The 18,387-nt window shown below is 52.7% G+C and carries 16 protein-coding genes; 9 read left to right on the top strand and 7 right to left on the bottom strand.

The genetic code is table 11. The features are described from left to right. The first annotated feature begins 69 nt into the window (after positions 1 to 69). The 8 genes from ADN00_RS18955 (at position 70) to ADN00_RS18920 (ending at position 12,488) form a co-directional block, all read left to right on the top strand. Positions 70 to 2,850 (top strand): restriction endonuclease, encoded by a 2,781-nt coding sequence (locus ADN00_RS18955; protein WP_075064567.1) that lies wholly within the window; start codon positions 70 to 72, stop codon positions 2,848 to 2,850. Position 2,851: 1 nt separating this feature from the next. Beyond that, entirely contained in the window at positions 2,852 to 3,397 is a 546-nt protein-coding gene (locus ADN00_RS18950; RefSeq protein ID WP_075064566.1) for a hypothetical protein, read from the top strand. A 467-nt stretch (positions 3,398 to 3,864) separates the two neighbouring features. After that, positions 3,865 to 4,155 carry a nucleotidyltransferase family protein gene (locus ADN00_RS18945; protein WP_075064565.1) on the top strand — a complete coding sequence of 97 codons (291 nt, stop codon included), beginning with the start codon at positions 3,865 to 3,867 and terminating at the stop codon, positions 4,153 to 4,155. Beyond that, on the top strand, positions 4,145 to 4,501 hold the full coding sequence (locus ADN00_RS18940; RefSeq protein ID WP_075064564.1) for a HepT-like ribonuclease domain-containing protein: 357 nt from the start codon (positions 4,145 to 4,147) through the stop codon (positions 4,499 to 4,501). The genes ADN00_RS18945 and ADN00_RS18940 overlap by 11 nt, the downstream gene beginning before the upstream one ends. 218 nt (positions 4,502 to 4,719) lie before the next feature. Continuing rightward, entirely contained in the window at positions 4,720 to 7,914 is a 3,195-nt protein-coding gene (locus ADN00_RS18935) for a ligand-binding sensor domain-containing diguanylate cyclase (RefSeq protein WP_075064563.1), read from the top strand. A 233-nt stretch (positions 7,915 to 8,147) separates the two neighbouring features. Next, positions 8,148 to 9,647 carry a hypothetical protein gene (locus tag ADN00_RS18930; RefSeq protein WP_082390454.1) on the top strand — a complete coding sequence of 500 codons (1,500 nt, stop codon included), beginning with the start codon at positions 8,148 to 8,150 and terminating at the stop codon, positions 9,645 to 9,647. Positions 9,648 to 9,809: 162 nt separating this feature from the next. Then, positions 9,810 to 11,279 carry an HD domain-containing phosphohydrolase gene (locus tag ADN00_RS18925; protein ID WP_075064562.1) on the top strand — a complete coding sequence of 490 codons (1,470 nt, stop codon included), beginning with the start codon at positions 9,810 to 9,812 and terminating at the stop codon, positions 11,277 to 11,279. Positions 11,280 to 11,411: 132 nt separating this feature from the next. Then, positions 11,412 to 12,488 carry a L,D-transpeptidase gene (locus ADN00_RS18920; protein WP_075064561.1) on the top strand — a complete coding sequence of 359 codons (1,077 nt, stop codon included), beginning with the start codon at positions 11,412 to 11,414 and terminating at the stop codon, positions 12,486 to 12,488. Here ADN00_RS18920 and hemW read toward each other — a convergent pair. Beyond that, positions 12,485 to 13,684: a radical SAM family heme chaperone HemW gene (hemW, locus tag ADN00_RS18915; RefSeq protein ID WP_075064560.1), complete on the bottom strand. Its 1,200-nt coding sequence runs from the start codon at positions 13,682 to 13,684 to the stop codon at positions 12,485 to 12,487. The two genes, ADN00_RS18920 and hemW, sit on opposite strands and share 4 nt — an antisense overlap. A 232-nt stretch (positions 13,685 to 13,916) precedes the next feature. Here hemW and ADN00_RS18910 point away from each other — a divergent pair, with 232 nt between their 5' ends. Continuing rightward, the gene (locus ADN00_RS18910; RefSeq protein ID WP_075064559.1) at positions 13,917 to 14,939 is read left to right on the top strand and encodes a LysM peptidoglycan-binding domain-containing protein; all 1,023 of its coding nucleotides are present in this window, start codon (positions 13,917 to 13,919) and stop codon (positions 14,937 to 14,939) included. 63 nt (positions 14,940 to 15,002) lie between these two features. Here ADN00_RS18910 and ADN00_RS18905 read toward each other — a convergent pair whose 3' ends face one another. The 6 genes from ADN00_RS18905 to tsaD all read right to left on the bottom strand — a co-directional run bounded on the left by ADN00_RS18905 (position 15,003) and on the right by tsaD (position 18,387). Further along, positions 15,003 to 15,419: an OsmC family protein gene (locus ADN00_RS18905; RefSeq protein WP_075064558.1), complete on the bottom strand. Its 417-nt coding sequence runs from the start codon at positions 15,417 to 15,419 to the stop codon at positions 15,003 to 15,005. A gap of 42 nt (positions 15,420 to 15,461) precedes the next feature. Further along, positions 15,462 to 16,133, bottom strand: a complete 672-nt coding sequence (gene pdo / locus ADN00_RS18900; protein WP_082390450.1) for a protein disulfide oxidoreductase — start codon at positions 16,131 to 16,133, stop codon at positions 15,462 to 15,464. Between the two features lie 61 nt (positions 16,134 to 16,194). After that, entirely contained in the window at positions 16,195 to 16,395 is a 201-nt protein-coding gene (locus ADN00_RS18895; protein WP_075064557.1) for a hypothetical protein, read from the bottom strand. Positions 16,396 to 16,433: 38 nt separating this feature from the next. Further along, entirely contained in the window at positions 16,434 to 16,688 is a 255-nt protein-coding gene (locus ADN00_RS18890) for an anti-sigma factor family protein (protein ID WP_075064556.1), read from the bottom strand. Continuing rightward, positions 16,685 to 17,293, bottom strand: a complete 609-nt coding sequence (locus ADN00_RS18885) for an RNA polymerase sigma factor (protein ID WP_075064555.1) — start codon at positions 17,291 to 17,293, stop codon at positions 16,685 to 16,687. The genes ADN00_RS18890 and ADN00_RS18885 overlap by 4 nt, the downstream gene beginning before the upstream one ends. Positions 17,294 to 17,346: 53 nt before the next feature. Beyond that, positions 17,347 to 18,387 (bottom strand): tRNA (adenosine(37)-N6)-threonylcarbamoyltransferase complex transferase subunit TsaD, encoded by a 1,041-nt coding sequence (gene tsaD, locus ADN00_RS18880; protein ID WP_407944726.1) that lies wholly within the window; start codon positions 18,385 to 18,387, stop codon positions 17,347 to 17,349.

Below are 18,387 nucleotides of genomic sequence, written 5' to 3'. Positions count from 1 at the left end.
CGTTATATAATCAAAGCATTATAAAGTCAAATCCCATTTATCCCAATTAATCAAGAAAAATGTAAGCTCATGCAATTCAAATTCGACCCCAATCAACCCTTCCAACTAGACGCCATCCAGGCGATTACAGACCTGTTTCACGGCCAGGCGCGTTTAGAAGCCGCCCCACAATTCAGCCTGGGGTCTTCTGCCTTGGCAGCCGTTCCCAACCAGCTCGAGCTGGAAGCAGATGAAATCCTTGCCAATCTGCAAGCCATTCAGACGCGCAACGGCATCACTCCAGATACCGAACTTAAAACCATCAGCGCCGACATCACCACGGCAAATGGAAAAACCACCTGCCAGTTCTATAACTTCTCTGTGGAAATGGAAACTGGCACTGGTAAAACCTACGTTTACCTGCGCACTGCTTTGGAGCTTTACCAGCAATACGGACTGCGAAAGTTCATCATCGTGGTTCCTTCGGTGGCCATCCGTGAAGGCGTGATCAAGACCCTGGAAATCACCAAGAAGCATTTCGAAGCGCTTTACGGCAACTTGCCGATCCATTCGTATGAATATGATTCTGGCAACTTAACCCAGGTGCGCGGGTTTGCGCTTACCAACAGCATTGAAATCATGGTTATGACCTTGGCATCCTTCAATAAGGATCTGAACGTCATCTACCAATCCACTGACCGGCTGCAGGGCGAAACCCCGGTCCATCTGATTCAGGTCACCCGCCCGGTGTTGATTCTGGATGAACCACAAAACATGGAAAGCGATAAGAGCATAGATTCGCTGGCCAGCTTGAATCCGCTGATGACGTTGCGGTACAGTGCCACCCACCGCAACCCTTATAACATCGTCTACCGCCTTACCCCGTTTGAGGCCTATCGTCAGAATCTGGTTAAGCGCATCGAAGTCTATTCCATCACCAAGGAAGATGACCAGGCAAAGCCATATATCCGCTTGGTCTCAGTGGATTCGGACAAACGAACTGTGACCGCAAAGGTAATCATCCACCAGCGCCAGGCCAATGGCAGCTTGAAAGAAAAATCCATCACCATCAAACCCGGTGATGACCTGCAGCAAAAAGCCAAGCGCTTAGAATACGAAGGTTATGTGGTGGATGAAATTGAACCATTCCGCAAAGCCGTGGTGTTCACCAACCGAGAAGTCATCTTTGAAGGCATGGAAATTGGCGCGGATAAAGAAGATATTTTTGAAGCCCAAATCGCCCAAACGGTTGAAGAGCACTTCAAAAAACAAGCCTGGCTGAAACCCTATGGCCTCAAGGTGCTGTCCCTGTTCTTTATTGACCGTGTGGCAAATTATCAGGGTGAAGATGGCAAACCCGGCCCAATTCAAGAAACCTTTGACCGTGTTTTCAATCGTATCAAAGCCAATTACCCAGACTGGAAGAATGCAGATCCAAACCAGGTGAAAGCCGCCTACTTCGCCCAGAAGAAAATCAAAGGGGAATTGCAGTTCAAAGATAGTTCATCCGGTGATTCTCAGGATGACAAAGCGGTTTATGACCTGATTATGAAAGACAAAGAGCAGCTGCTGTCATTTGATGAACCAGTTGGATTCATCTTCTCCCATTCCGCCCTCAAAGAAGGCTGGGATAACCCCAACGTTTTCCAGATCTGCACCCTCAATCAAACCGTTTCAGATGTGAAGAAACGTCAGGAAATTGGCCGCGGCATCCGCCTGGCAGTGAACCAGGCCGGCGAGCGTGACCATAATCCCCAGGTGAATATTCTCACCGTCATTGCCAATGAGAGCTATGACCGATTTGTCACCTCTCTACAAAGTGAAATCGCCCTGGAATACATCGAAGAAATTGAAGCTCGGTATGGCAAGCCCATTGGCAAACTGACAGAACAAGAACGTGCCCAAATCGCCGAAGAATATGGCGCCGAGATCCTGCCGCCCAGGCCAACCAATGCCAACCAGCGGGTGAAGGTCTCGCTCAAAAAAGGCTTTGAGCTGGATCCAAATTTCAAAGAGCTTTGGGAGCGCATCAAACACAAAACCCGCTATGCCGTCAAAGTGGATACTGAGCAGCTTATTCAAGACGTTCTGAAAGATATCGGCAGAGTGGAAGTAAAACCGCCGCGCCTGGTTATGAGTAAAGTGGCTTTGGATGTGAAAGACGATGACAACCTGTTTCAAGCCCTGGTAAAAAGCCAGGCCAAATCTCTGAAATCGCTTCAAGACCGCTACCCACTGCCCAACCTGGTTGAATTAATGTCAGAGCGAATGAAGCAGCTCAACCCCCCGGTTCGCCTGACCCGTAGAACCCTTTTAGAAATCATTCGCCGGGCGCCTGAGAAGGCTCAACAGGCCATGCTGGAGAATCCGCAAGAGTTTGCCATTCAGGCAGTCAAAATCATTCAGGAAAAGCTTTCTGATCAACTGATCGAAGGCATCCAATATGAAAAGATCACTGATTGGTATGAAATGACCCAGTTTGAAAGTGAATTCGATAGTTGGCAGAATTACCTGGTGCCTTCAAGAAAATCTCCTTATGACCATATCAAATATGATTCTGAAATAGAAAAACAATTTGTCGAAGATATGGAGCATCTTGAGCAGGTATTGTATTATGTCAAATTGCCAGGCTGGTTCAAAGTAGACACCCCCATTGGCACCTATAATCCTGATTGGGCTATTGTCTGGAAAGAAGGCGAGCTGGAGAGCAGCGATCCAGTTCTCTACCTGGTGCGCGAAACCAAAGGCACAACCAGCGCCGGCGGTCTTCGTGGGGATGAAAAGAAGAAAATCACTTGCGGAGAGCATCACTTTGAAGATGCCCTTAAAGTTGATTATAAAGTTGTTACTTCTGCAAAGGAACTACCCTAAAATGCTCTGGGGATTAAAACTTTTTGAAATACCTATTTACAGGCTTTCACCTGATGATTTTGATAAAGAATTAGAAAGAATCGAATCGGAATTCAAGGATGAGATAACTTTTTGCACTTCCCATGAACTTGCAAATTTAGCACCAGAGAAAATTACTGAATTTGAAACACAGGCAGATTATTGGCTCTCAATTAACCCAATTTCTCGCAGTTATTTATACAATGACATCATAGGTTATATTCAATTACTTTGTGACGGCACAAGAATTCGTGCTGAGTACTGGTGGATTAATAAAAAAAGAATTCTTCGTGATCCAAAGAATAAGCTGTTTAGATATCGAGACAAGTTGTTTGAATTCTACATTCTCTCGAACAGTACAAATGAGTCCATCTCCAAACAGATATTGAAAAGTTTTGAAAACATTAAAAAAGATAATCGGTTTAAAAAGAGATATTTTGATTTGGAAACTGTAGAAAACTTGGTTTATTTCATCGACTGGTTAGGTTTTTATAAATCCCAATTTCAAAATGACCCATTATTCCTATAGACAACTCACTATTTATTTATTAATATAGAGATAGAAATAATCAAAAAGCCAAATACTGAGCATTAAAAACGCCAAAAAACAACCGGAAATCACTTACCTTGCTTGAACCTCAAGGACAATAACCCCCCATTTTTGGCGTGTATGGCTGTTTGAGGTCCCGTTTTTCGCCTTTCGGCATGGGGTGCAAGAGGCCGGAGGTTCGAATCCTCTCGCCCCGACCAGTGAATGCAAAGAGTCTCATTGTGAGGCTCTTTTTGTTTGCAGGCCGCCGCTCCCCATCGAGGGGTGACATCAAATCCTCTCGCCCCGACCAGTGAATGCAAAGAGTCTCATTGTGAGGCTCTTTTTGTTTGCAGGCCGCCGCTCCCCATCGAGGGGTGACATCAAATCCTCTCGCCCCGACCAGTTTTTTTACTTTCTTGACACATCCACACACACCTTTATACAATTGAATTATGAGGTGCTCAATGGAAAAAGAAGCCATATTTGAAACCCTTAAAAATGTCAAAGCTGAATTGTACAACAGGGGCGTCAATTCAATATCTATCTTTGGCTCTGTGGCGCGTGGCCAGTATAACGATGACAGCGACCTGGATATTCTGGTGAGCTTTTGCAAACCTGTAGGGCTTTTTGAATTTATCCGACTTAAAGCGTATCTTGAGAAATTAACCAACCGTCGCGTAGATTTGGTTACAATTGACGCGCTTCGTCCCGAAATGAAGGATCAGATATTGCAAGAGGCAGTTCATGTTCATTGAGGATAGACCGAGAAATTGGAAAATCCGCATTCAAGATATCCTAAAATGTATTGCGAGGATTCAGGAATATACTTCAGGGTTATCTCTCGATGATTTTCAAAAAGACACTTTGAGAATTGATGCCGTCATCCGCAATCTAGAAATCATCGGAGAAGCCGCAAGTCATATTCCTATCGAAATACAACAAAAGTATCCGGATTTAGCTTGGTTTGAGATGCGGGGAATGCGGAACATTATGGCACATGAATATTTTGGTGTGAGTATTTCTATTATCTGGCAAACCATAAAGCGTGACCTGGCACCACTAGCAGAAGGCATGAATGAAATACTGAGGCAAGAAAAGTGATGTAGTCAATCACATAGGGCGCAAGATGCAGGAGGTTTGAATCCTCTCGCCCCGACCAGTGAATGCAAAGAGTCTCATTGTGAGGCTCTTTTTGTTTATCCATTTTTTCTCTTCCAATCTCCCTAAGATTTATCCCTTTTTTATTCCACCAAACACCAATCTCCTGTATACTCAAAAAATCGACCTCCCTTACCTAAAGTTAGCGAGATTAGGGGTTTATGCGACGTTCAACCATTTTCAAGCGCGCTGGTGTGTTTCTCCTCCTTTTCATCCTCATCGGCCAGGTATACCCCACCCAGGCCGCCCCCTTATCTGAGACTGCCCAGCCGCTATATGGCAGCGGCGACGCAAACCCGTACGCCCGTTTTGAGCGACTCACCGTTGAAGACGGTCTCTCCCAATCCACCGTGCTCGCCGCCTTGCAAGACAGCGAAGGCTTTATGTGGTTTGGCACGCAAGACGGTCTCAACCGCTACGACGGCTACACCTTCACCACCTACCACCACGAAGCCGGCAACCCCAACAGTCTCTCCAGCAGCAACATCTTTGCCCTTCTCCAGTCATCAGACGGTACGCTGTGGGTCGGCACCGACACCGGCGGCCTCAACCGCTACAACCGCGAAAACGATACTTTCTCCGCTTACCTTAACGACCCCGATGACCCAACCAGCCTCAGCAACAACAATGTTTGGGCCCTGGCCGAAGACTGGCGCGGCAACATTTGGGTGGGCACTCTGGGCGGCCTCAACCGCCTGGACCCGGAAACCGGCCAGTTCACCCACTACCTGCCCGATCCCGATAACCCCCGCGCCCTCAGCAGCGCCACCATCTACCGCCTGTATGTGGATCCGCAGGGCGTTCTGTGGGTGGGCACGCGTGAAGGCCTCAACCAGTACAACCCTCACACCGACGATTTCACCGTTTATAAAAACGACCCTGAAAATCCCAACAGCCTGATCGGCAACCGCGTCTGGGGAATGCACCAGGACCATACCGGTGCGCTGTGGATCGCCGCGCGCGGCGCCGGCCTGGACCGCTTTGACGCCGAGACGGGGCAGTTCACCCATTACCAGCACGATCCCGAAGACGCGGCCAGCCTCAGCGATAACAACGTCTGGAACATTCTGGAAGACTCGCGCGGCGAGCTGTGGATCACCACCGAGCGCGGCGGATTAAACCGTTATCATCCCGAAACCGATTCTTTCATCTCGTACCAGCATAACCCCAACGACCCCTTCAGCCTCAGCAGCGACGACCTCTTCTGGCTGTTTGAGGACCGTTCCGGTGTATTGTGGATCACCAGCCGCCGCGCCGGGGTCAACAAATACTATCCCGCGCTGCAGCGATTTAACCTCTACCGCCACATCCAGGAGAATCCGCTCAGTCTCACCGTCAATAATGTCTCTGCCATCTGGCAGGGGCAGGAGGGTGAAATTTGGGTGGGAACCATCGGCGGAGGGCTTAACCGCCTGGATCGCGACCACGCCCAGGTAACCGTCTTCAAACACAACCCAGAAGACCCGGACAGCCTCTCCTCCAATGATATTTACGCCATCTATCAAGAACCCGGCGGGGAGTTATGGATTGCTACCGTGGGCGGCGGCCTCAACCGCTTGAATCCCAATACGGGCAAGGCCACCTCTTACCAGTTAGACGAAGAAGACCCCGGCTCCCTGAGCAGCAACTATCTGACCGTGCTTGCGCCCGCCCCCAATGGCAAGCTGTGGGTTGGCACGCTTGGGTTGGGCCTCGATCTGTTCGACCCCCGCACTGGCGCTACAGAGCATTTTGTGCACAACCCCGAAGACAGCAGCAGCCTCAGCGAAGACACCATATACGCCCTGGCTCCCACCGCGGAAGGCGGCCTGTGGATTGGCACCGCCCGCGGCGGTTTGAATTATTATGATCCCCAGACCGGCCGCTTCACCGCTTACCTCCACAATCCCGAAGACCCCTCCAGCCTGGCCAACAACACGGTTCAATCCCTTTGTCTCAGCCAGAACGGCGAATTATGGGCAGGCACGCTCAACGGCCTCAGCCGCTTCGACCACTCCACACAGTCCTTCACCACGTATGGAAAGAAGGAGGGACTACCCAGCGAGTCGATCTATGGCATCGTTTGTGATCCAGAGACGGGTTTATGGATCAGCACCGGCCACGGCATCTCCCACTTCCAACCGCAAGAGCAGCGCTTCCGCAATTTCGATGTATCCGACGGTCTGCAAGGCAACCAGTTCAATTTATTTGCGTACCATTATGGTTCCACAGGTGAGATATTTTTTGGCGGCCCCAACGGCCTGAACTCTTTCTTCGCCGAGGACATTACCGATAATCCTTACCTGCCCGGTATTATCTTCACCGACCTGTTGCTCTTCAACCGCTCTGTTCAAGCCGGCTCCGAAACCCTCCCCAGGCCACTCAACCTGCTGGATGAAATCATCCTCCAGCCAGACCAATCCGTATTCACCATCCAATTTGCCGCGTTGAACTATACCCTAACGCAAAAAAACCACTACCAGTACAAAATGGAAGGATTTGACAAAGACTGGTCGCCCGAATCCTCGGCCCGCAGCGCGACCTACACCAATCTCGACCCGGGCACCTACACCTTCCAGGTGCGCGCCTCCAACAATGACGGTGTCTGGACCGGCAAACCCCGCGAATTAAAGATCACGATTCTACCGCCCTGGTGGCAAACCAGCTGGTTCCGCATCTTGCTCATCTTATTCGGCTCGGGCCTCATGTTTACAGTGATTCAGATTCGCACGCGCGCCATTATTAACCGCAACCGCGAATTGGAACAGGGCGTCCAGGCGCGTACCTTCGAGCTCAGCCAGGCCAATCAGCTGCTCAATGATCAATTGGAAGAAAACCAGCTTTTACAGGAACAGCTCAAAGAACAGGCCCTGCGCGACGCGCTCACCGGCTTGTATAACCGTTACTACCTGCAAGACATCTTCGAACGGGAGATTGCCCGCGCCCAGCGCGGCTGCTACCCAGTGGCCGTATTAATGTGCGACATCGACTGGTTCAAGCGCACCAACGACACCTACGGACACCGCGCCGGCGATGTGGTTCTGGTAGCGGTGGGCGACTTGCTTTCCAACCTCATCCGCCACGGAGACGTGATCTGCCGTTATGGCGGCGAAGAATTCATCATCATAATGCCCAACATATCCCGCGCCGAGGCAGAACAACGCGCCAACGACTTGCGCGCCGCTGTTGAGGAGTTATCCATTGCATTGCACGACCAACGCCAGGTGAATGTTACCGTCTCCATTGGGCTGGCCGTTTACCCCGAACACGGAGATTCCGATGAAACCATCCTCTCACACGCCGATATCGCCCTCTTCAATGCCAAACGACTTGGCCGCAACCGGGTTGTAACCTTCCAGAAAGGTATGACCATCTAGGCAGAGACGCTCGCGGGAAATTTCAAATCTGATCTACAGTACACTTTTTGGGCCGCATGGACTGCGGCCCGGTTTATAATTAAATTTCCGTCGTCTCAGCGCGGCAGACCCAAACCACAACTGACCGAACTTTACAGATTCAGATTCCCCGGCGGTTTTCTCTTGACACAGCCCTCCCCGCGTGACTATGATAAGAGAAAGTTCCTTTCGCAGCAGATTAGGCGGGTTTTCCATTGAACGATCAAAACCAATTCATTCTCTTTCGCAGCGGTGATTTATCACCACGCGCCACACGGATTCTTCTATTCCTTACGTTGCTGGTAGGGTTTACTTTCATCTTTCCACGCTGGGCCGATTGGTCTCAAAATTCACGTCTCAACCTCACCCTCGCCATTGTAGACCATCACTCGCTCTCCATAGACCCCTACTTTGGCAATACTGGCGACTACGCGAAGTTTGAAGGCCATTATTACTCTGACAAAGCCCCCGGCCCTTCCTTCCTTGGCGTTCCCGTCTATGCCGCTTTCCGCCCGATCCTGCGCTCTGCTCCCATACAGGCTCTTCTGCTCAAGGTCAGCCAGACCTCAGCCTTTCAAAACACACTCAATGAAGAAGGCAGCGGCTTGGGAACCGAGAAGGTGGAATATTTTGTTGCGCTAATGGTTGTCGCCTTTTTCATCACCTGCGTGCCATCGGCGTTGCTGGGCGTCTTCCTTTTCGATTTCCTTACCCTGCTCGGTCTTAACCGGTCTTGGAGCCTGGTGGTGGTTCTCACCTTTGCGTTCGCGACCAATGCCTTTGCCTTTTCCAGCGTGTTCTTCAGCCATCAACTGGTTGCTTTCTGCCTCTTTACAGCCTTCTATCTGGCTTTCCGCATCCATCGCGGACTTGGACACCCCGCCTGGGTGATCCTCTCCGGCTTTCTGCTCGGGCTGGCTGTTATTTCCGAATATCCATCGGCTCTGATTGCTCTGGGCATCTTCGTTTACACCCTCTACGTTCTCAAAAAGAGCCGCTGGCTGGTAGGTTTTGTCGCCGCCGGAGTACCGCCCGGTGCGCTGATGATGGCCTATAACTGGGCGATCTTCCGCACGCCCCTGCCAGTGGGTTATGAATATTCGGAGCTTTACACCGATGTGCACAGCACTGGCTTCCTTTCCATCACCTACCCGCACCCCGAAGCCCTCTGGGGGCTGACCTTCGGTTCCTTCCGCGGGCTTTTTTTCAGTGCGCCAGTACTGCTCCTTGGCGTGGCGGGGTTCATTGTGTGGTGGAAGAAGAAACAATTCCGCGCCGAATGGCTGGTCAGCCTGTGGGCGGTGCTCAGTTTCTATTTATTTTATGCCTCGTCGGTGATGTGGAACGGCGGCTATGCGGTGGGGCCGCGCTACCTGGTGCCCATGCTGCCGTTCCTGACCCTGGCCGCGGGCATCTTTGCTGAGCAGTTCGGCGCGAAGACCTGGGCAAAAATTGTATATGCCCTTCTCGCTGTGCTTTCCTTGCTGAACATTTGGGCGCAGACCTTTGGCGGGCAGACCTTTCCCGATTGGACACTCAACCCGCTCTTCAATTATTCCATTCCCAACCTTCTGGCCGGGAATGTCGCCCGCAATTGGGGCATGGTACTCGGCTTGCGCGGAATTACCTCGATCCTCCCGCTCTTCCTCATCATCGCGCTGGGAACTGGCTTGCTTTTCTATCCACTTCGAAAGCGAGATCGAAGAACACCTTAACTCATCAGCCACAACCATCACAGACTCAGACCATACCCGCCAACGCAATCCGCCGCAACGCTAAAACGCGGCGGTTTTTTTGGTAATTAATTACTGGTAATTTTTTAGTTTGGCCTGATTCTTGCACTTATATGGATACACTTCATAAAACCTCAGGTGCCCATGATTGAAAGCAAGGACGACACCCATAGCAGCCCATTGAACCTCCAGGCCGTTCAACATATTCTGGAAACGACTCCGGATATTATTTACCGTTACCGTGTTGTTCCACCCCGCGGATTCGAGTATCTCAACCCGGCCATTACGGCCATCACCGGGCACACACCCGAAGAGCATTACAAGAATCCAGACCTAGGTTTGAATTTAATCCTTCCTCTGGGGCTGAACCTGACCGATGAACTGGTCCATAAAAACCCCGAAAACGAACCAGTGATCATCCATTTCGTGTGTCAGAATGGCGAAGTCATTTGGACGGAACACTGCAGTGTAGCGGTCACTGACGAGCACGGCAACATCATCGCCATTGAGGGCATTGCCAGAAACATTTCACACCGCAAGTCCAGCGTGGAAAGTCTCTCCAAATCCGAGAGCGGCCTGATTCCCTTCCTGTTCTCCAGCAGCGAAGATTTTTCAAAGACCACCGACCTGCGCCATTTAGGCCAGATGATTGGCACCGGCCTGAAAGAGCTTTCGCACGCCGACCAGTGTGCGATCATCAATTTCCCCGAAGACGCGGATCCTTACCCCATCTGGCTGAACGGCTTTCAGGAAAGCGATGTTCCCGAAATCATTCTTTATGTGCAATCCTTACTCGAATCCCGCAACATCAACAAGCTGACCCTGTACCTGATCCCAGAACGTGACATTCACGCATTTTCAAGCATCGCCATTCGCAACAAGAACAGCCACACGGTGATTATTGCCCCCTTCGCTTACGAAAAACACCTCTTGGCGGTCGGTTTTTGCTCGCACCACCAGCCATGTCTGCTGAAAGAGCATGAAAAAGCCGCCATTGAGGCCTTCTGTTATCAGTCGGCCATTGTGCTGGAAAACAACCGCCTCGGTTCCGAACTGGAAGAAGCCTACCTCGAATCGATTCTGGCCCTGGCCAAAGCTATTGACGCCCGCGATACTTACACTTCCGATCACAGCCAGCAGCTTGTCCTCTGGGCGGAGATGGTTGCCCGCAGATTGCAATGCAGCGAAAAGGAGATTGAAGCCATCTGCTGGGCTGCCCTGCTGCACGACATAGGCAAAATCGGCATCCCCGATGAAATCCTTCACAAGCCGTCCACCCTCACCGATGAGGAATGGTGCCGCATGAAGCAGCACCCCGAGATCGGCGCCAATATCGTCAGCAATATCAAAAAGTTGAAAACAGCCATTCCGCTGATTCGCCACCACCACGAACACTTTGACGGCAGCGGTTATCCCGCCGGCCTGTCCGGCGAGCAAATCCCGCTCGGGGCGCGAATCCTTTCCGTGGTTGATGCTTATGGCGCCATGATCGACCGGCGAGTGTACCGCCCCGCGCGTGAACCCGAAGAAGCCGTTAGTGAGCTGCGCCGCAAAGCGGGCAAGCAGTTTGACCCTCAGGTAGTGAATGCATTCTTGAGCTTCCAGCCCTCCTGAGGCGTCAATCTCATAACCGGCGCGGATATCTCAAGGTTGGCCACCAATTACCGCAATAATCACCAGCCTTTCGGCGACCCCCACCCAGTACAGCGTCTTGCGGCGGCGGGATAACTTGGTATAATTTTCTGCATGTCGAAAAACCTATCTCGCCGAGACTTTCTCAAGCTTTCCGCCCTTGGCTTAACCAGCCTGGCGTTCAGCCCTTACCTGAAGCAGATCAACCGCTATGCGGGGCAATCTGCCGCACAAGACTGGTGGGCCAAGCTGATGCCGGCAGCCGGCAGCAGCGCCCGCGTGGCGACCGACTCGGTCAGTATTCACCGCCTGCCCTGGGATGAAAGCCAGATTCTCTACCAGCGCTATCTCGACGACATTCTCAATATTTATTTCCCCACCATCTCTGATCACGGGCCCGAGACCAATCCGGTCTGGTACCGCGTTTGGGGCGGCTACGTTCACTCCGCTCATTTGCAATTGGTAGAAAACCGGCTAAACAGCATCGTCAGCGACATTCCCGAGACCGGCCAGTTGGTCGAACTGACCACTCCCTACACCCTCTCATACCGCTATACCACTTACGCCGGCTGGGAGCCGCTCTACCGCCTTTATTACCAATCTGTGCATTGGATCCGCAGCCTGGAAGAAGGCCCCGACAAAAAGCCCTGGTATAAAATCGAAGACGAGCTCGATAAGTATTATGTGTATTACGCGCCCGCCGAAAACTTCCGTGTCATCCCCGACGAAGAGCTGACGCCCATTTCACCCGACGTTCCTGCGCACCTCAAACGGATTGAAGTGTCTATTGCCCAGCAAACCCTCACTGCCTTTGAAGAAGAGCGCGCCGTGTTTCAAACCAAAATCTCTTCCGGCCTCAACTATAAGCCGAAAGGCGGTTTGCGCTGGGACACCCCCACCGGGACCTATAACATTTACTCCAAAATGCCGTCCAAACATATGGGCGACGGCAACCTTGCTGCCGACGCAGACTACGAGCTGCCTGGCGTTCCCTGGGTGTGTTTCTTTGAGCAAACCGGGGTTGCCACCCACGGCACCTACTGGCATACCAACTGGGGCAACCGCATGAGCCACGGATGTATCAATATGGTTTCTGATGAGGCCAAATGGCTTTACCGCTGGACAACCCCCGTTGCCAACCCCACCGACTGGGAAAAGCGCGGCCTTGGCACCCAGGTAACCGTTTTTTAGTCTTCCCCCACAAATTGCATAAACACCTGATTTCCCAACAACCGGCCTTTTTCGGTCAGGCGCAGATGTTCCCCGTCTGGCAGGTCAACCTGCTCAATGAGGCCTTGCCGGAGCAACCTGCGTACCTGCGCGTTGAACACCTCCGCAATTTCACGCTGAAAAAGCTGCCGGAACTGCGCTGGTCTCACACCCACTTCTGTCAGACGCAGCCCCACCATCATAAATTCCCCCATTTGCGTTTGCAGGCTCAGCTCCTGCGATTCAAGCGTGGCTGGCCCCTGTGGAAAACGGCTCGTCCCCTGGCTGGTTGAGACCTGGCGAATATATTTCTCGAGGTCCGCGACATTGGCCGTGCGCATCTGGGCAGCAAAGCCGTGCGCCCCGGCTCCAAACCCCAGGTAGGGGGCAAAAATCCAGTACTGCAAGTTATGGCGGCAGGCCAAATCCCGCCCGCCCTTCTCTTCCAGCTTCCAATTCGAGATTTCGTACTGCCGGTAGCCGGCTCTTTGCAGCCACGCGCTGGCAGCCTCATACATATCGGCAGCGGTGTCATCTTCTGGGGCATTGACCAGGCCGTGCGAAACCATGCGCTCCATGCGGGTTCCCTCTTCAACCGTCAGCGCGTACAGCGAGAGATGCTCCGGCTCCAACGCCGCCGCGCACTCCAAAGAGAACAGCCACTGATCCACCGTCTGGTCTGGCAGGCCGTAGATCAAATCCAGGCTCAGGTTCTCAAAACCGGCTGTCCGCGCCATTCCAACTGCTTCGATCACCTGCTGGAACTGGTGGTCGCGGTCCAGCAGCGCCAGTTCTTGCGTGCGCGCCGATTGCGCCCCAAAGCTGATGCGGTTAAACCCAATTTCGCGCAGCGATTTCAAATAATCCGGCGAAACCGTGCCAGGATTGGCTTCCAAGGTAATTTCGATCGGCGTCTGAAAGTCAAACAGGCTTTCTAATTCCACGAATAAGCGCTTATAATCATTTTCAGGCACTAAAGACGGCGTCCCGCCGCCAAAAAAGATGGTATGCACTGCCAGCCGCTCTGGCGCAGATTGCGCCACCTGCCGGACTTCTTTCAGCAGCGCCTGCCAGTAAAAAGGCAGAGTATGTTGCATGCCCGCAGTTGTGTTAAAATCGCAATATCCGCAGCGCCTGCGGCAATATGGGATATGAAAATATAGGCTATAATTCTGCATTGTAGCTAGAGCATACCACACGCAAGTGAAAACGAAAAGAAAGCCTTTGTGGTAAAATCACCCTTCAACTGAAGGAAAAGAAAACAATATGAGTCCAGAAAATACTACCTCAACTCGAGTTTGTCCTACTTGTGGTACCCGGTTAAGTGAAAACGCCACCCGTTGTCTGGTATGTGGCCGCACCTTCACCGAGGCCGAAACCAAATCCGCCGCGAAATCCGCGGGGGAAAAAATGGTAAAAGCTCCCAAACTCCCCGAACTGACCCTCTCCTTGCCTCTCGTTCTGGGGTTGATTGTCATCTTTATGGCGATTGGCGCCGGTGTGGTATTCACCGTACTGCGCAGTTCCGGGCGCGTGGTCGAACCCACGGTTACTCCCACAGTCACCGTTACCCCCACCATCACGGTAACTCCCACCGCCACCGCCACCGCCACCCCAGAACCAACCTGGACACCCCTGCCCCCCATTGAATACACCATTGCCGCTGGCGACTTTTGCAGCTCGATTGCCGCCTTCTTCAATGTCTCCATCCAGAGCATTGTGGTACTGAACAACCTCCCGGCAGACTGCGGTGTGCTCTCGGTCGGACAGAAACTGCTCATTCCGCAGCCCACCCCCACCGCCTCGCCGCAGCCCACCCAGACGCTGAGCGGCGTCGCAGCTACCGAAGATGCCTGCGAGAAATACTCTTACACCGTGAATGAGAATGACACCCTGATGGGCATTGCCAACAGCTTCAACGTCAGCATGGAAGCCATTAAAGAATTCAACTCCCTGCCCAGCGATGTGGTCTACTCTGGCCAGGCATTGCTCATTCCGCTTTGCCGGCGCAACCCCACCCCCGGCCCGACCCCCACGGCTACCCTGCCGCCCCCGTACCCGGCGCCCAACCTGCTGCTGCCCACCGACGGCGAATCCTTCGCCGGCAGCTCGCAGACCATCACCCTCCAATGGGCTTCGGTTGGAACGCTGCGCACCGGAGAAGCTTACGCGGTCACCATTGAAGACGTTACCGCCGGCACCAATTTGAAGGTCGTGGAATATGTTACCGACACCAAATTGATTGTCCCCGCATCCATGCGCCCCACCGACAATGCCCCGCACATTATCCGCTGGTATGTCAATGCGGTTCGCCAATCAGGCACCACGCAAGACGGTGAGCCGCTCTGGGTTTCCTTCGGCAAAACCAGCGAACAGCGTGTGTTTAGCTGGACGGGCTCCGGAAGCACGGCTGAAACACCGGCAGCCCAATAAGTTCACTCAACCAACAAAAAAACTGTCCGACGAAAATCGGACAGTTTTTTCTTTTTTTTGCTTCTATGCTTCCAGCACGCTGATTTTCACTTCAATCGGCACGACCTGTTTCATCATTGCGTACCCCGGGCAGTATTTTGTGGTAGAAAGTTCCACCGCGCGTTCCACAGCCGCCGGGTCAACCGAATGACCGGTCACCACATACTCCAATACGATGTGCGTGAAGACTTTGGGGTGATCCTTGGCCCGTTCAATTTGAAATTTGACTTCAAAATCGGTAACGGCTTGCTGTTTCTTTTTCAGAATGGAAATCACGTCCATGCCGCTGCAAGACGCCAGTCCCATCGCCATCAGTTCCATTGGCGCCGCGCCATCATCATGGCCGCCGTGATCGCGTGAAGTTCCTATCGGTATCCGCCATCCGGAAGCGGCTTCTCCAGTGAAGCTCATACCCTGCCGCCAGGTTACTTTTCCCTCCATCAGTCTCTCCTTTTGTGATCTTTGACTGCGCTAGCCAGTAAGTTACGCGCTCTGCATCAATTTGGTCAAACGTTCGCGCATATGCGCTTCGGGCACGGCCCCAACCACTTCATCCGCGCCAAAATTGATCACCGTATGCGGCACGCCGCTCACGCCGAACTGGTTGGAAAGCTCAGGAAATTCCATCGCTTCCACCATCTCGGCCTGCACCAGCGGATTTTCAAAAGCCATGCGGTGCGCCAGAATCACTGCCTGCGGACAGTATGGGCAGGTGGGGGTTACAAACACATAAAAATGCAGCGGCTCAGTCACCTTCGCCAGCATGGCTTTGGTTTTGTCATCCAATCCCGAATCGCTGTTCGCAACCATTAATAAACCTTGAATCAGAGAGGTGAACTCGTGCCCCGCTGGAATACCCGCGAAACGCACGCCGTAATCAACAATTTCATCACCATTCTTACCCGCCAGCACCACAACCGGGGCTTTGTCCACGCTGAACTGTTTGGCCAGCTCGGCGTTTTCTTCCAGGTCATACTGTTTTAATTCAATCAGGTCAGAAAGCTCGCTCACCTCTTCGAGCAGTTGAACGGTTTCTTTGCAGTAATCACAACTCTGAACTTTGCTGCCGAAAAACAGCACAGCTACGGGCGCTTTGAGATCAGCAAATAAGTCCTTAATCTGTTTGCGAATATCTTGGTTTAGCATCTTTTCCATTGGTTTTTCTCCACAAAAGGTTTGGATCAGGCTGTCCGCACCGGACAGAGGTAGAAGACTATCAGGTGAAGCCCCCGCTATCCATCACACCGCACTTCGCGCATACCAGGTTGAGCATCCCGTCGTAATCCAGGAAGTTCTCTTTGCATTTCGGGCATAAACTTCCCGCTTTCAAGCTCTGGCAATCCTTGGTCTCCGCAATCTGCGCGATTTCAATCCGCATTGGGGGTGTTCCTGAATTGTCTTCTTGTTCCTTTTCCATATTGAAATTTCTCTTTAGATGCACCCCGTGAAGAAAAGTTACTTCGATTCTTTGAAATCACCCAATTCCAGGCAGGCAAATAAGCGGTCACGCACGTCATCTGGCAGACATTCCTGCTTGCCCGCTTCGTGATACAGCTCCAACGTTTTGCGCATGGTGTTGGTAATGGTACTGCAATCCACACAATCCTTCAGATGCTGTTCCAGGTCACGGCATTTTTCGCCGTCTAATTCCCCATCCAGGTAATCATTAATCGTATTCAGCAGCTCGCTGCAGCACTTTTTCTTGCTCATTTTTCCAACCTCTCCGCCATCTTGCCACCAAAATACCGGCTCAAATCTTCTCTCAGGCGCAGCCGGGCGCGCAGCAGGCGGGTTTTGACCACCTGTTCGCTCACGTCCAGCGCCTCCGCGGTTTCTTTAATCGAAAGACCTTCAATGTCGCGCAGCACAAACACGGCGCGCAGCGCGGGTGTCAGGTCTTGCACGGCCTCTTCCAGGTGCCGCCGCGATTCATCGCTCATCAGTTCGGCCTCAGGCATACAGCACCAATCGGTGAGCTGTACCTGCCCGCTGTTTTCGTCCTCGTCCGGCGCGTCCGGCTCGTCGACCAGCACAAAATCCGGTTTGCGCTTGCGAACCAGCATCAGGGCTTCATTGGTCGCGATGCGAAACAACCAGGTGGAGATGCTGGAGCGGCCCTCAAAACCGGGCAGCGCGCGAAAGGCTTTAATAAACGTCTCTTGCAGCACATCTTCAGCATCACTGGGGTCCGATAAAATTTTCAATGCGATGCGGTACACCGAATTGGAATACTGGTTGACCAGCTTCGCGAACTCGGCTTTATTGCCGGCCTTCAGAACATCGATGGAAATGGAAAGTTCTAATGGTTCTGTCATTTAGATGCAGGTCTCTCTGTAAGGTTACAAATGGCTGTCAGGAAACGAAAGGCTTACGACAGCGATAGATTGGGCAGCACATCCACATCCAGGTCACTCACATGCCCGGCCACAAAGCGGAAGTATCCCGCGGCGGCGATCATGGCCGCGTTGTCCGTGCAGTAAGACAAATCAGGGATATTTACCTTGATCGGACTGTGCTTGCGAAAGCCTTCGCGCAGGGCCGCGTTGGCCGAGACGCCGCCGGCCAGCAAAATTTCTTTAGCACCGTAGGCTTTGGCCGCTGCCAACGTTTTCGACACCAGCACATCCACCACCGCGGTCTGAAAACTGGCCGCCAGGTCGTTCACCGGCAGGTTTTCGGGGTCATTCTTAAAGTTTTGCACCGCGCGTAGCACTGCTGTTTTCAGCCCCGAAAACGAAAAGTTCCAAGTGCCTTCCAACATCGAGCGCGGGAACTGGAAGGTGCGCGGATTACCGTTTTTGGCTGCCTCCTGAATCGAAGGCCCACCCGGATAAGGCAGCCCGAGCAGGCGCGCCACTTTATCAAAGGCTTCGCCGGCCGCGTCGTCCAGGGTTCCGCCCAGACGTTGGTATTCAAGATGGTTGGTGATGAGATTCAATTCCGTGTGACCGCCTGAGACCAGCAGCGCCAGCAGCGGGAACTGTGGGGCGGGCGGCAGATCCGCCATTTCGGGTGGGCGCAGCCAGGCCGAGTAGATATGCCCTTCCAGGTGATTCACGCCCACCAGCGGCAGCCCAGAAGCCACGGCCAGCCCTTTGGCCGCGTTCACTCCCACCACCAGTGACCCGGCCAGCCCTGGCCCCAGCGTGACCGCGATTGCGTCCACGTCCGAAAGGCTCATGTGCGCCTGCTGCAAGGCTTGTTCGATCACCCCGTACACAGTTTTAATATGCTGCCGCGAAGCCACCTCGGGAAACACGCCCCCAAACTGGGCGTGCATTTCTATTTGGGTCGCGGTGACAATCGAAAGCGGTTCACGCCCGTTGGCAATCACTGCCGCCGAGGTCTCATCGCAAGAGCTTTCAATACCCAAAATTCGCGCGGGGGGAAAAATCTGCTCATCCATCAT

Origin of the sequence: Ornatilinea apprima, assembly GCF_001306115.1 — a bacterium.
Lineage (GTDB): Bacteria > Chloroflexota > Anaerolineae > Anaerolineales > Anaerolineaceae > Ornatilinea > Ornatilinea apprima.
The sequence above is the reverse complement of the archived record's forward strand: the minus strand, read 5'-3'. Positions and strand labels throughout refer to the sequence as shown.